Origin of the sequence: Povalibacter sp., assembly GCF_036520495.1 — a bacterium.
In the GTDB taxonomy this organism is placed as follows: domain Bacteria; phylum Pseudomonadota; class Gammaproteobacteria; order Steroidobacterales; family Steroidobacteraceae; genus Steroidobacter.
Genome location: NZ_DATDJO010000011.1, coordinates 69,946 through 83,469 on the forward strand (window position 1 = coordinate 69,946; position 13,524 = coordinate 83,469).

The window sequence follows — 13,524 nt, forward strand, 5'->3', positions numbered from 1 at the left end:
GCGCCAGAAGGAGACCTCGAAGTGCATCGACTGCGATTATGCGATATCCGAAACGTCTGGCTTGTAAAACATGCACGTCTGAACGGCTGCAGTGTGCCTAGCTGGCGCGCGCGGTCAGCGGAATCTCAATCGACGGCTCGGTGGATTCGATCACGCCGCCGCCCAGGCATTCATCGCCGCTGTAGAGAACCGCGTATTGGCCCGCTGTGACGGCGCGCTGAGCGGATTCAAATCGAATCTCGATGGTGCTGCGATCGATCACCCTGACCCGGCATGCCTGGTCGGCCTGTCGATACCGGACCTTGGTGGCGCACTCGAACTGCAAGGCCGGCGGTTCGCCGGCTACCCACTGCATTTGCGATGCGATCAGCGAACTGCTGAGCATGGCGGGATGATCGTGGCCCTGGACCGCCAGCAACACGTTGCGTCGCAGATCTTTGCCGGCGACATACCAGGGCGCTTCCGAGGCATGGGCCTGCCCGCCGATGCGCAGGCCCTGGCGCTGACCGAGGGTGTAGTACATCAGCCCCTGATGCCGACCGAGCTTGCGGCCGTCCGGCGATTCGATGTCGCCAGGCTGCGCCGGCAGGTACTTCGACAGGAACTCCGCGAAGGGGCGTTCGCCGATGAAGCAGATCCCGGTGCTGTCCTTCTTGTCGAACACCGGTAGCGTGAGATCGCGCGCGATCTGGCGAATCTCGTCCTTGTGCTTATCGCCGATCGGAAACAGCGTGCGTGCCAGCGAAGCCGATGGCATCGCGTGCAGGAAGTAACTCTGGTCCTTCTGCGGATCGATGCCCTTCAGGAGTCGCACCCGTTCGCCGTGAGCCACCCGCGCGTAGTGACCCGTGGCCACCCAATCGGCGCCGAGTCGGCGCGCATAGTCGAAGCAGACGCCGAACTTGATCTCCCGATTGCACAGCACGTCGGGGTTTGGCGTGCGTCCGGCCCGATACTCCTCGAGGAAGTAGGCAAACACGCGTTCGCGATACTCGCCGGCAAAACTGACCTTGTGGAGCGGAATTCCGAGCTGTTCACAGACGGCGCGCGCGTCCTGGAAATCCGCCGCAGCGGTGCAGTAGCCATCCTCGTCTTCGTCCCAGTTGCTCATGAAGAGCCCCTGGACTTCGTAACCCTGTTGCAACAGCAGCCATGCAGCGACCGAAGAATCGACGCCGCCGGACATGCCGACAATGACTAGAGGTGATGCCATGAGTTACGAAGGCCCGCGCGGGCCGCAAACGGAGAGCGCAGAGAAGGTTGCTACAGGCGGCTGATGGTTGGTCCATCGTCACGCGGGTAGGAGCGACGCTCTTCGCCGCCAACACTCGTCATCCCCGGCAGCATGTGCTGGATGACTTCGAGTGGATAACGTTGCCCTTGCAGGTAGTCATCGATGCAGCGAAGCACCATCGGACTGCGCAGTCGCGCCGAACGCATGACGATCTGCTGTCGATTCAACCACAGCGCCCGTTCGATGCCGCGATCCAGACGCCGCTGGGCATCGTGGGAGGTGACCTGGCCGCAGAAAGCGAAACGCAGGAAGCTGCGTTGTTTCTCCGGGTGATCCCAGAGGTAGATTCCGGTCAGGGCTTCCGGGCGGAAGGCCCAGGCCGTCTCCTCGAGCGTTTCGCGAATGACGGCGGCCACCAGCTCTTCGCCGCGTTCCACGTGCCCCGCCGGCTGGTTGAACACCATGGCGTTGCCAACGCGTTCCTCGACGAGGAGGAACTCTCCGTTACGTTCGACGATGGCGGCTACAGTGAGATCGGGTCTCAGCGACATTACGTCAGTATATCCGTGACCTTACATAAGAAATTGTGACCTGCCTCAAGCTCGGACACAACTGATCGGTCGGACGAGAGGGAAACCGCCGTCCGTGCGTCAGACATCCCGCGCAAGCTGGCTGGCAATCCCGGTGTAGGTCGCGGGGGATAGCGCGAGCAGCCCCTGCTTGGCTTCATCGGGGATGGCGAGTCCGCTGATGAATTGGCGCAGTGAGGCGGCATCGATACGCTGGCCGCGGGTCAGGGATTTGAGTTGTTCGTAGGCATTCTCCACCCCGAAACGTCGCATGACCGTCTGGATGGGTTCGGCCAGCAGCTCCCAGTTGGCATCGAGGTCCGCCGCCATCTGCCGGCTGTCGACATCGACGCGCTCGAGGCCGCGTTCGATCGAACGCCAGGCGATCAGCGAGTGGCTGACAGCCACACCGACATTGCGCAGCACGGTGGAATCGGTCAGATCCCGCTGCCAGCGGGAGACGGGCAGTTTGTCCGCCAGGAATCTCAGCATCGCATTGGCCAGGCCGAGATTGCCTTCGCCGTTCTCGAAATCGATGGGGTTGACCTTGTGCGGCATGGTCGAGGAGCCGACTTCACCGGCCACGACCCGCTGGCGGAAATAACCGATGGAGATGTAGCCCCAGAAGTCCCGGCACAAATCGACCAGGATCGTATTGATGCGGGCCAGCGTGTCGAAGTACTCGGCATTCCAGTCATGTGGCTCGATCTGGGTGGTGTAGGGATTCCAGATGAGTCCCAGCGATTCCACGAAATTCGAGCCCAGCGCCGGCCAGTCGACCTGCGGGTAGGCGACGACGTGGGCATTGAAGTTGCCGACGGCGCCATTGATCTTGCCTTCGATCGTCACGCTCGAAAAACGCAGGCGCTGCCGCTGCAGGCGGTAGACGAAATTGGCGACTTCCTTGCCGAGCGTGGTCGGCGTCGCCGGCTGGCCGTGCGTACGGGACATCATCGGCGTGTCCGCGTTGGCGTGCGCAAGCGCTTTGAGGCGGGTGATCAGCGTATCGAGGCGCGGCAACAGCACCTGGTCGCGCGCTTCCTTCAGCATCAGCGCATAGCTCAGGTTGTTGATGTCCTCGGACGTGCAGGCGAAATGCACGAATTCGCGACGCGAACGCCACGCAGGCACGCCATCCAGGCGGCTCTTCACGAAGTATTCGACTGCCTTCACATCGTGATTGGTTTCGCGTTCGATGCGCTTGACTTCGATCGCATCCGCATCGGTGAGCTCGGCGGCAAGCGTGTCGAGGACGGTCAGCGCCTCCGCAGGGAGGCCACGAAGCTCAGGAATCAACGGCTCGGCGGCGAGTGCCTTGAGCCACAATGCTTCGACGCGCACGCGTTGGCGGATGAGGCCGCGCTCGCTGAAAAGCGGGCGCAGTTCGGAACACTTGTCGGCGTAGCGGCCATCGATGGGAGAGATGGCGTTCAGGAGATGGATGTTCATTGTAGAATCATACCGCACGCTGCCGTCTCCGGCCCTGTCTCGAACGCTCCGGAAATACCCGATCGGTAGTGGCCATTCGATGGAGCACGACGTGACGAAAAGCGGATTTCGGATCGAACGAGACAGTCTGGGCGAACTCAATGTCCCCGCCGATGCCTTGTGGGGCCCACAGACACAGCGTGCGGTCGAGAACTTTCCCATCAGCGGCCTGCGCATGCCGCGCGACTTCATTCGCGCGCTGGGGCTGATCAAGTGGGCCGCAGCCACGGCCAATCTCGAGCTCGATGCACTCGATCCGAAGCGTGCCGGTGCGATCCAGAAAGCCGCACTGGAAGTCATCGATGGCAAACACGACGCGCATTTCCCGGTCGACGTGTTCCAGACCGGTTCCGGCACCAGCACCAACATGAATGTCAACGAGGTCGTGGCGCATCTCGCTAGCCGCTATGCGGGTATGCCGGTGCACCCGAACGACCACGTCAACATGGGGCAGAGCTCGAACGACGTCATTCCCACTGCCATCCATGTCAGCGCGTTGCTCGGTATCGAGCAGCATCTGTTGCCGGCGCTGGCGTATCTGAATGCCGTCATCTCGCGGCGTATCGGTGACATCGGCGAGATCGTCAAGACCGGACGCACGCACCTGATGGACGCCATGCCGGTGACGTTCGGTCAGGAACTGAGCGGTTGGCGCGCGCAGATCGAACTTGGCACGGCGCGGGTCATGGGGTGCCGGCCGCGGCTGCAGGCCATTGCGCTCGGCGGCACTGCCGTGGGGACGGGAATCAATGCCGATCCAAAGTTTGCGGCACTGGCGGCACGCTATCTGTCAGTGAAGAGCGGACTGGAAGTGCGGCCGAGCCCGAACTACTTCGAGTCGCTGTCGTCGCAGGACGCTGCGGTGGAGCTGTCGGGTCAACTCAAGACGCTCGCGGTATCGCTGACCAAGATCTCGAATGACCTGCGCTGGATGAACAGTGGACCGCTGGCGGGGATCGGCGAAATTACGCTGCCGGCACTGCAGCCCGGCAGCAGCATCATGCCTGGCAAGGTCAACCCCGTTATTCCGGAAGCCGTGACGATGGTCGCGGCGCAAGTCATAGGCAACGACGCGACCATCACGATTGCGGGACAGTCCGGAAATTTCCAGCTCAACGTCATGCTGCCAGTGATCGCCTACAACGTGCTGCAGAGCATCGATCTGTTGTCGAATGCAGCCCGCGTGCTGGCCGACGCGGCGATTGCAGGCTTCAAGGTGAATGAGACGGCGGTGAGTGCGGCGCTCGAACGCAATCCCATCCTGATCACCGCGCTCAACCCCGTGATTGGTTACGAGCTGGGTGCAAAGATTGCCAAGCAGGCCTATGCCGAGCGTCGTCCGGTGCGCGACGTCGCCGCGGAGCAGACGAAGCTGCCAGCCGATGAGCTTGCGCGTTTTCTCGATCCGCGCGAACTGACGAAAGGCGGTGTCAAAGCCGAAGGCGGCGGCTGACGTGCCGCACACCCGTGATCGCAGCGACCTGCGGCGGCAAATCGAAGCACGACTGAAAGGGACGCAGCCGGTCACGGATCTGCGCATGGCGCTGCCGGGCGGGATCGCGCCGGAGATCGGTTCGCAGTTTCAGCGGTTCTATCCGGCGTCGCCGGTGCCGGCAGCCGTTCTGATACCGATTATCGATCGCGACGAAGGGCTCTCCATCCTCCTCACGCAGCGGTCGGCGCAGCTCAAGAATCATGCAGGTCAGATCAGCTTTCCCGGTGGTCGCATCGATGCCTCGGACGATGGACCGGTGGCTGCTGCGTTGCGCGAGACGGAAGAGGAGATCGGGCTGTCACGGGAGTTCGTGCAGGTGACTGGCTATCTCGATCCCCATGTCGTCATGACGGGGTACTGGATCACGCCGGTGGTCGGCATGGTCCGGCCAGGTTTTTCGCTGAAGCTCAACTCCCACGAAGTCGATTCCGTGCTCGAAGTGCCGCTGCGCTACCTGCTGGATGAAGCCAACCATTCGAGCCTGGAACGCCAGATCGGCGATACGGCGGTACAGGTCTACGACATTCCTTTCGGATCGCATCACATCTGGGGCGCGACGGCGGGCATGCTCATGGCGCTGTACCGATTGTTGCTAGAGAAGTGACCTTTCATGGATTCCGTCATGCCCATCACCCGTCTGCTGTCGATCATGGCCCGTCTGCGCGATCCGCAGCGCGGCTGTCCCTGGGACCTGCAACAGGACTTCGGCACGATCGCTCCGTACACGATCGAAGAAGCCTATGAAGTTGCCGACGCCATCTCGCGCAACGATCTGCCGGATCTGCGCGACGAACTGGGCGATCTGCTCTTCCAGGTGGTATTTCATTCGCAGCTGGCGAGTGAGCAGGGTGCCTTTGCCTTCGACGATGTGGTCAATGCGATCTGCGACAAGATGGAACGGCGCCATCCGCACGTCTTCGGCGACGTGCGCATTGCCGATGCGGAGCAGCAGACCATCGCCTGGGAAGAGCTGAAGCGTCGCGAGCGTGCGGCGACCAGCGACAGCGTCCTCGATGACGTTCCCATCGCGCTGCCCGCGCTGACGCGCGCCAGCAAGCTTGGCAAGCGGGCCGCGCAGGTCGGTTTCGAGTGGGCCGATATCGGTGGCGCCGTCGACAAAGTGCAGGAGGAGGTCGAGGAGCTGCGCCAGGAAGTGACGGCGGGAGCCGATCCGCAGCGCATGGCGCAGGAAATCGGCGATCTGCTGTTCAGTCTCGTCAATGTATGTCGTTACCTGAAGATCGACCCGGAAAACGCCCTGCGCCTGACCAACGCAAAGTTCGAACGCCGTTTTCGCCACGTCGAGCAACGACTCAAGACGCAAGGGCGCACGACAGAAGCAGCGACCCTGGAGGAAATGGACGTGTTGTGGGACGAGGCGAAGCGCAAAGAACGCGAAGCGTGAGTGCGCCAGCAACGTTGCTCTGACCGCAGACCATCGCAACGCGACACAGAGTTCAGGCTTCATTCAGAGCCTGACTCCTATTGTGCGTTGCATGCCCGACTTTTCCCGTCGGGTCCTTGGAGAAGAACATGGCGATTTCGGCTCGTGCTGCGAGTGCTCTGGTGATCCTGGCCGGCCTGAGCGTGACGTCGATCACATTGGCCGCACCACCGTCCTGGTCCAACTCGCGACATAACCGTGCCGATGAGGGCTACGACTACGCTCCGGTCGTACGGGCCGAGCCGATCGTACGGCAGATCCGCGTGGAGACGCCGCGCCGTGAATGCTGGAATGACGTGCACACCGTCGAATCGCGACCGCATATTTCCGAGCCCGCTGTCGGCGGTCGCACTCTCCTCGGCGGCATCATCGGTGGCGTGATCGGTCATCAGTTCGGCAGCGGCCGGGGACGTGATGCTGCGACGGTTGCGGGCGCCGCCATTGGTGCAGGCGTCGGCTACGACAGTGCTCGCCGCGTCTACGGCACGTCGACGTCGCAGGAAACCGTGCAGCGTTGCGAGGTGCGCCATGAAGAGCAGTACGAGGAGCGCATCGATGGTTATCGAGTTACGTACGAGTACCACGGACGTCAATACACCACGCGGATGCCGTACGACCCGGGTTCGCAGATCCGGGTTCGTGTCGCCGTGGCCCCCGCTGAATAGCGTTCCCGCATCGATGGGGTGTGATTCGACACCCCATCGACCGTAGACTATCGACCATGCGAGCCCGCCTTTCGCTTCTGGCACTTATCCCGGCGCTGGCCCTCGGCCTCAGCGTGCCGGTGGTGAATGCCCAGAGCCTGATCGAGAAGCGTCCGCGCAGCGAACGCCCGACGGATCGCACCCGTGTTTCCCTCGATCAGGCCGTCAACATGGCCGAAAGCCGTTACCGTGCAAAAGCCGTCAAGGCCCAGCAGTCCGTCAGCGGCGATCGCGTGGTCTACAACATTCGTCTCCTCAGCGGGGACGGCAAAGTCTGGACGGTGCAGGTCGACGCACAGACAGGGCAGATGTACTGATGCGTGTACTGGTTGTCGAAGATGAAACAGCGCTGCGCGAATCCCTCGCACAGCAGTTGAAGGACTCGGGGTTCACCGTCGATCTGGCGGCGGACGGCGAGGAGGGGCTTTTCTGCGGGCGTGAATACGCGCTCGATCTGGCCATCATCGACCTGGGATTGCCAAAGCTGCCCGGGCTCGAGCTCATCCGTAAACTGCGCGCCGAATCCAAGTCCTTTCCCATCCTGATCCTGACCGCGCGCGATCGCTGGCAGGACAAGGTCGAAGGTCTGCAGGCCGGCGCTGATGACTACGTCGCCAAGCCATTCCATTTCGAGGAACTCCTGGCGCGGGCGCAAGCGCTGCTGCGGCGCTCCGGCGGCTGGGCGCAGCCTGTCCTGCGATGCGGCCCTGTTGCGCTCGATCCGCGCACGCAGGACGTGACGGTCAACGACAAGCGTGTCGACCTCACCAGCTTCGAGTACCGCATCCTCGAGTACCTGATCCATCGCGCCGGCGAAGTCATTTCCAAGGCAGAGTTGACCGATCGCCTGTACGCGCAGGACTTCGACCGCGACAGCAATACCATCGAAGTCTTCATCGGGCGTCTGCGCCGCAAGCTCGACCCCGATGACACGATCAAACCCATCGAAACGCTCCGCGGCCGCGGCTACCGCTTCGCTCTGCAGCGGGACAGCGCCTGAAGATTTCACACAGAGTCCACAGAAATCAATGGTCAACGGATCCCGATCCGACGCTTCCTGTGCTCTGTGATCTCTGCGTGAAATCCGGCTGTCTTCCCGCATGCAGCCGCACTCGCTAAGCACCCGACTGCTGGCCTCGGTCAGCGTGTTGCTCGTGCTGTTCTTCGGCATCACGATCGTTGCGCTCGACCTGGTGTTCCGTGATCTGGCGGAACGCTCGGTGCGCGATCGGCTCGAAATTCAGGTGCTGGCATTGATCTCGGCCTCCGAAGAAGAAGCGAACGAGGGGTTGCAGCCCGCGGCGCAGCTGGCTGAGATGCGTTTCAACAATCCCGGCTCCGGCCTGTACGGGGAAATCGTGCGCAGTGACGGCTACGTGAGCTGGCGTTCGGCATCGCTGGCAGGTACGGGACTGACATTCTCGCGCAAGCTGCAGCCGGGTGAGCGGCGTTTCGGCGAATTGCGCAGGACGGATGGAACCGTGGTGCTGGCGCTCAGTCGCGCCATCGAGTGGGAGTTCAGCAAGAACAAGACACGTTCGTTCGTGTACAGCGTTGCGGAGAGCCGCGAGCCGTATTACGCGCAATTGAACCGCTTCCGGGTACAGTTGTTCGGCTGGTTCAGCGTGCTGATGCTGGTGCTGCTGGGAGCGCTGGCGATTCTGTTGCGCCGTCTGCTGGCGCCGCTGCGGCGTGTCGAGCGTGAAATCGGAGCAGTCGAAGTCGGTGAAATCACGGAACTCGGCGGGAGTTATCCGCGCGAACTGCTCGGCATCACCACCAATCTCAATGCGCTGTTGCGCAGCGAACGCGATCGACTGCAGCGCTATCGCAATACATTGGGCAACCTCGCGCATAGCTTCAAGACGCCGCTGGCCGTCATGCGCAATCTGTTGAACACCCCGCCCGGCAAGGATCTCGCCGTGGCCCGACAGCTCGATGAACAAGTCGGCAGAATGGACGACATCGTCAAGTACCAGCTCAAGCGCGCGGCTGCTTCGGGCGGAACGGGGCTGGGTTCGGCGCCAGTCGATGTGCGTGATGCGCTCGAAGCGCTGCGCGGCGCCTTGCTCAAGGTGTATATGGATCGCCGCATCACCTGCGATCTGAGCGTTGCTGACGGGTGCGTGTACTTCGGCGATCGCGAAGATCTCACCGAGATGGCGGGTAATCTCATCGACAACGCGTTCAAGTGGGCGCGCAGCAGGGTCCGGGTGACGGCGAACCGTCTGTCGACGCCGACCTCACGTCGCGATGGTTTGCAGATCATCATCGAAGACGATGGTCCGGGCATCCCGCCGGCGGAGCGCTCGCGCGTACTGGATCGTGGCGCGCGGCTGGACGAGCGCATCAGCGGGCAGGGAATCGGGTTGTCGGTGGTCCGCGAAGTAGCGAAACTGAGCGGCGGCAGCATCAGCATCGGCGAGTCGGTGCTCGGCGGAGCATCGGTAGAGATCCGGCTGCCGCCGGCTTGAAGAATACGGAATTGGAGTAACCGCAAGAACGCATAGAACGCAAAACAGAAAGGATGTTCTTTCTTCCTTCTATGCGCTCTTTGCGTTCTATGCGGTTACTCTTGTCCGGCTCATGACGACTTCCCTGAAATCAGCAAACGACCAGCTACTGGCGCTTCGGACGCGGCTGCAACACACGCGCTTCGCGGACCGGCCGCGGCTCGCACGCGAACTCGACCGGCTGTTTACACGCACGGATCACGGCGCGGATTTCGAACGCGTGAGTACGTCGTTAGGCGCGTCGATCGAAAAATCTGCCGGCTATGTCGAGCGGCTGAGTCAGTTGCGCCTGCGGCTGGAGTTCGACGCTGCACTGCCGATCACCGCGCATCGCGAGGAGATCGCGAAAGCGATGGCCGCACACCAGGTCATCGTGCTCTGCGGTGCGACGGGGTCGGGCAAGACCACCCAGCTGCCCAAGATCTGTCTCGAGGCCGGACGCGGCACGTTCGGCATGATCGGCCACACCCAGCCGCGGCGGATTGCCGCTCGCGCCATCGCGGACCGTTTATCGGTGGAGCTGGGAACCTCAGTGGGTGGCGCGGTCGGCTACCAGGTGCGTTTCACCGATCGCGTCGGGCCGGACTGTCGGGTCAAGTTGATGACCGACGGCATCCTGCTGCGCGAGATAGAAGGCGACCGGCTGCTGCGCCGGTACGACACGCTGATCATCGACGAGGCGCACGAGCGCAATCTCAATATCGATTTCCTGCTGGGTGTACTGCGACGCATCCTGCCGCAGCGTCCGGAACTGCGCGTGATCATCACCTCGGCGACCATCGATCCGCAGCGCTTTGCCGATTTTTTCAACGGCGCTCCGGTGATCGAGGTCTCCGGTCGCAGCTATCCGGTCGAAGTTCGGTACCACCCGTTGTTCGATGACGAGGAAGAGAGCGAGTTGTCGTTGCCGGAAGGCGTCGTCAATGCCGTGCAGGAACTCGACCGCGAATCGCGCGGCGATGTGCTGGTCTTCCTGCCGGGGGAAAAGCAGATTCGCGATGTGGCCGACGAACTCGGCCAGGCGAAATTGCACAACACCGAAGTGCTGCCGTTGTACTCGCGCCTGTCGACACGCGACCAGGAACGTATCTTCGAGCGTCACACTGCGCGGCGCATCGTGCTGGCCACCAATGTCGCGGAAACCTCGCTTACCGTTCCAGGCATCAAGTACGTCGTCGATTCGGGCCTGGCGCGCATCAGCCGCTACAGCTTGCGCGGCAAAGTGCAGCGTCTGCCGATCGAACCCATATCGCAGGCGAGCGCCGATCAGCGCAAGGGACGCTGCGGTCGCGAGAGCGAGGGCATCTGCATTCGCCTGTTCGCCGAAGACGAGTTTCTGCAGCGACCGGAATTCACGCCGCCCGAGGTTCTGCGTACGAACCTGGCGAGCGTGATCCTGCAGATGTCGACCCTGGGGCTGGGCGAGCCCGAGGATTTTCCGTTCGTCGATCCGCCGGATACGCGGCTCATCAACGATGGCTACCGCTTGCTGCAGGAATTGAAAGCGGTCGACGACTCGCGTCGCGTGACGAGCCTTGGCCGCCAGATCGCGTCGCTGCCGGTGGATCCGCGCCTGGCCCGCATGCTGGTGGCCGCAGGCCATCATCGTTGCGTGACCGAAATGCTCGTGTTGAGCGCCTTCCTCGCCAGTCAGGACCCTCGTGAACGACCGTCCGACGCGCAGCAACAGGCCGATCAGCGACACGCAACCTATGCAGACCCGCGATCAGATTTCGTGACAATCCTGAACCTGTGGAAGCTGTTCCGCGAGCAAAGCGCCGCGCTCTCCGGCAATCAGCTGCGCAAATGGTGTCGCGAGAACTTCCTCTCGTTTCTCAGGATGCGCGAGTGGCAGGAATTGCACCGGCAGCTGGGGGAAGTAGTCCGCGACCTGAAACTTCCGCTCAACGAAGCGCCCGCCGAGTACGGGGATCTGCATCAATCGATCCTGACAGGCTTTCTCGGCGGCATCGGCGTGCTCGATGAGAGGCGTGAGTACGAAGGCGCTCGCGGCACGCGGTTCGTCGTCGCGCCGGGTACGCCGCTGGCCGCGAAGCCGCCGCGCTGGATCGTAGCCGCAAACCTGATGGAGACGACGCGTCTCTACGCCCGCATGGTCGCCGCGATAGAGCCGCAGTGGATCGAGGCTGCGGGTGAGCACCTGATCAAGCGCAGTTACAGCGAACCGCATTGGGTGGAAGACCGTGGCTTCGTCGCGGCGTTCGAGTCGACGGCGCTTTATGGGCTGACGCTATCGGCGCGCCGTCGGGTCAACTTCGGCAACGTCGCTGCTCGCGAAGCCCAGATTATTTTCGTTCGCGAGGCACTGGTGGAGGGGCGCTCCAGGCTACAGGCGGATTTCCTTGCGCATAATCGGGCACTGCGTCACCGCGTCGAAAGTCTGGAGGCAAAGATCCGGCGCCGCGACGTCATGGTCGACGAGCAGGCGCTGGTGGATTTCTATCTGGCGCGGTTGCCGGAACAGGTCAATTCTGTTCCGACACTGGAACGCTGGCTCAAGGAGCGCGCCCACGGGAATGGCGCCAACCTGCGGATGTCGCTGCCGGATGTGCTGCGCCGCCCGATCGATGACATCGGCGAACAGAACTATCCTGACGAATTGCAAATCGGCGGCAATACGTTGCCGTTGCAGTATCGCTTCGAGCCAGCCCTCCCGGACGACGGTCTCACCGTGACCGTGCCGGAGCCGCTCCTTGGCACACTCGATGCGGGACAGCTCGCCTGGCTGGTGCCTGGCTGGCGCGAAGAGAAGATCACTGCTGTGTTGCGAGCCTTGCCGAAGTCGGTGCGCAAATCCTTGGTGCCGGTGCCGGAACACGCAGCACGCGCCGTTGCCGAGATCGACGTCGGTGGCGACTTCAACGCGGCGATGGCGCGCTGGATCAGTCGGACGGCCGGCGAGACGGTGAGTGCAGACGATGTCGCGAGGCTGCCGCTTCCGGATGAACTGCGCTTCAATGTCCGCGTCGTCGATCTGCAGGGTCGCAAGATCGCGGAAGGACGTGACCTGTCCGAATTGAAGCGCACGCTGCGTGCGCGCAATGCAGATCCCGGCGCGACCGCACGACAACTCGCCGCCGCGAAGCATCGCAGCTGGGACTTCGAGCCGTTGCCAGTCGAAGAGTCCGTGGAGCGTCGCGGATTGCGCTTCACCGTGTATCCGACGCTGCGCGATCGGGGCGACAGCGTCGAGATCGTCGAGGCCAAGAGCCTGCAGGAAGCCATGACGCTGCTGCGTCAGGGTGTGCTGAGACTCGCGATGCTCGCGCTACCGGAGCAGGTCAAGTACGCACGCAAGCGATTCGCCGAGCAGCGCGAGCTGGTGTTGCTGGGGCAGGGACTCAGCAGCGGCCGACCATTGGCTGACAGCCTGGCGGAACGTGCGTTCGCAGAGTGCTTTCTGGGCGCCGGTGTCGAACTGCCGAGATCGGCACAGGCCTTCCAGGCGTTGCTCGATCGACGTCGTGCGGAGTTTGGTGCAGTGGTCGATCGGCTCTCGCAGCAGATTATCGAGGTGTTGAAGGAAATGCGCGGTGTGCGCGACAAGCTTGCAGCTCTCCAGGGGCCTGCGTTCAAAGCGATCTCGGAGGTGGCGACAGCGCAGCTCGCGGCGTTGATCCCGCCAGGCTTTCCGCTCGACGTGCCGGAGTTGCTCTGGCCGCACCTGTCGAAGTATCTCAAGGCGCTCAGCCGCCGCCTGGAGAAAGTGGCAGGCAACGCGAAGCACGATGCCGAACTGTCACACCGCGTTGCGCCGTTCCTGAAAGGCTTCAACGATCTCAATCGCGCAAGCCAGGGGCAGACAGTTCGCACCGAGCTCGACAGACTGCAGTGGATGATCGAGGAATTCCGTGTCTCACTGTTCGCGCAGGACCTGCGCACCGCAACGCCCGTCTCAGACAAACGTCTCGCCGATCAGCTCGAACTCGCCCGCGCCGAGGCTCGCCGCGTATGACAAAAGCAAGAACCAGGAAGATTTTCCACGGCGAATACAGGGATCACGGGGTTAAATACTTCTGACCCCGTGTGCCCCGTGGATATCTTCCTCTTACGGCT

Annotated in this window: 11 protein-coding genes; 8 read left to right on the forward strand and 3 right to left on the reverse strand. The window is 62.6% G+C overall.

Annotated elements, in window-relative coordinates; genetic code table 11:
* Window positions 1-97: 97 nt before the first annotated feature.
* The 3 genes from mnmA to purB form a co-directional block, all read right to left on the reverse strand.
* Complete coding sequence (gene mnmA, locus VIZ63_RS03465; RefSeq protein ID WP_331608107.1) at window positions 98-1,213, reverse strand: tRNA 2-thiouridine(34) synthase MnmA; 1,116 nt, start codon at window positions 1,211-1,213, stop codon at window positions 98-100.
* A gap of 50 nt (window positions 1,214-1,263) precedes the next feature.
* Window positions 1,264-1,785, reverse strand: coding sequence for an NUDIX hydrolase (locus tag VIZ63_RS03470; protein WP_331608108.1), 522 nt, complete (start codon window positions 1,783-1,785; stop codon window positions 1,264-1,266).
* Window positions 1,786-1,884: 99 nt separating this feature from the next.
* On the reverse strand, window positions 1,885-3,252 hold the full coding sequence (gene purB / locus VIZ63_RS03475; protein WP_331608109.1) for an adenylosuccinate lyase: 1,368 nt from the start codon (window positions 3,250-3,252) through the stop codon (window positions 1,885-1,887).
* Between the two features lie 91 nt (window positions 3,253-3,343).
* On the opposite strand from purB, the gene VIZ63_RS03480 reads away from it, so the two are divergent.
* The 8 genes from VIZ63_RS03480 (at window position 3,344) to hrpA (ending at window position 13,423) form a co-directional block, all read left to right on the forward strand.
* Window positions 3,344-4,744 carry a class II fumarate hydratase gene (locus VIZ63_RS03480; protein WP_331608110.1) on the forward strand — a complete coding sequence of 467 codons (1,401 nt, stop codon included), beginning with the start codon at window positions 3,344-3,346 and terminating at the stop codon, window positions 4,742-4,744.
* Complete coding sequence (locus VIZ63_RS03485; protein WP_331608111.1) at window positions 4,719-5,390, forward strand: CoA pyrophosphatase; 672 nt, start codon at window positions 4,719-4,721, stop codon at window positions 5,388-5,390. Before VIZ63_RS03480 ends, VIZ63_RS03485 begins: the two co-directional genes overlap by 26 nt.
* An 18-nt stretch (window positions 5,391-5,408) precedes the next feature.
* On the forward strand, window positions 5,409-6,191 hold the full coding sequence (mazG, locus tag VIZ63_RS03490) for a nucleoside triphosphate pyrophosphohydrolase (protein WP_331608112.1): 783 nt from the start codon (window positions 5,409-5,411) through the stop codon (window positions 6,189-6,191).
* Window positions 6,192-6,319: 128 nt separating this feature from the next.
* A complete protein-coding gene (locus VIZ63_RS03495) occupies window positions 6,320-6,895 on the forward strand; it encodes a glycine zipper 2TM domain-containing protein (RefSeq protein WP_331608113.1) in 576 nt (191 codons plus the stop codon).
* Window positions 6,896-6,951: 56 nt separating this feature from the next.
* Window positions 6,952-7,251, forward strand: a complete 300-nt coding sequence (locus VIZ63_RS03500; RefSeq protein WP_331608114.1) for a PepSY domain-containing protein — start codon at window positions 6,952-6,954, stop codon at window positions 7,249-7,251.
* Window positions 7,251-7,934 carry a response regulator transcription factor gene (locus VIZ63_RS03505; RefSeq protein WP_331608115.1) on the forward strand — a complete coding sequence of 228 codons (684 nt, stop codon included), beginning with the start codon at window positions 7,251-7,253 and terminating at the stop codon, window positions 7,932-7,934. The genes VIZ63_RS03500 and VIZ63_RS03505 overlap by 1 nt, the downstream gene beginning before the upstream one ends.
* Before the next feature lie 100 nt (window positions 7,935-8,034).
* Window positions 8,035-9,408 carry an ATP-binding protein gene (locus VIZ63_RS03510; protein ID WP_331608116.1) on the forward strand — a complete coding sequence of 458 codons (1,374 nt, stop codon included), beginning with the start codon at window positions 8,035-8,037 and terminating at the stop codon, window positions 9,406-9,408.
* Window positions 9,409-9,520: 112 nt separating this feature from the next.
* The gene (hrpA, locus tag VIZ63_RS03515; protein ID WP_331608117.1) at window positions 9,521-13,423 is read left to right on the forward strand and encodes an ATP-dependent RNA helicase HrpA; all 3,903 of its coding nucleotides are present in this window, start codon (window positions 9,521-9,523) and stop codon (window positions 13,421-13,423) included.
* Window positions 13,424-13,524: the final 101 nt, after the last annotated feature.

What these genes read in the sequence shown, in the direction of transcription:
- mnmA (WP_331608107.1), bottom strand. Translation starts at nt 1,213, where the DNA reads ATGGCATCACCTCTAGTCATTGTCGGCATGTCCGGCGGCGTCGATTCT.
- hrpA (WP_331608117.1), top strand. Translation starts at nt 9,521, where the DNA reads ATGACGACTTCCCTGAAATCAGCAAACGACCAGCTACTGGCGCTTCGG.
- VIZ63_RS03510 (WP_331608116.1), top strand. Translation starts at nt 8,035, where the DNA reads ATGCAGCCGCACTCGCTAAGCACCCGACTGCTGGCCTCGGTCAGCGTG.
- mazG (WP_331608112.1), top strand. Translation starts at nt 5,409, where the DNA reads ATGCCCATCACCCGTCTGCTGTCGATCATGGCCCGTCTGCGCGATCCG.
- VIZ63_RS03505 (WP_331608115.1), top strand. Translation starts at nt 7,251, where the DNA reads ATGCGTGTACTGGTTGTCGAAGATGAAACAGCGCTGCGCGAATCCCTC.
- VIZ63_RS03495 (WP_331608113.1), top strand. Translation starts at nt 6,320, where the DNA reads ATGGCGATTTCGGCTCGTGCTGCGAGTGCTCTGGTGATCCTGGCCGGC.
- purB (WP_331608109.1), bottom strand. Translation starts at nt 3,252, where the DNA reads ATGAACATCCATCTCCTGAACGCCATCTCTCCCATCGATGGCCGCTAC.
- VIZ63_RS03470 (WP_331608108.1), bottom strand. Translation starts at nt 1,785, where the DNA reads ATGTCGCTGAGACCCGATCTCACTGTAGCCGCCATCGTCGAACGTAAC.
- VIZ63_RS03500 (WP_331608114.1), top strand. Translation starts at nt 6,952, where the DNA reads ATGCGAGCCCGCCTTTCGCTTCTGGCACTTATCCCGGCGCTGGCCCTC.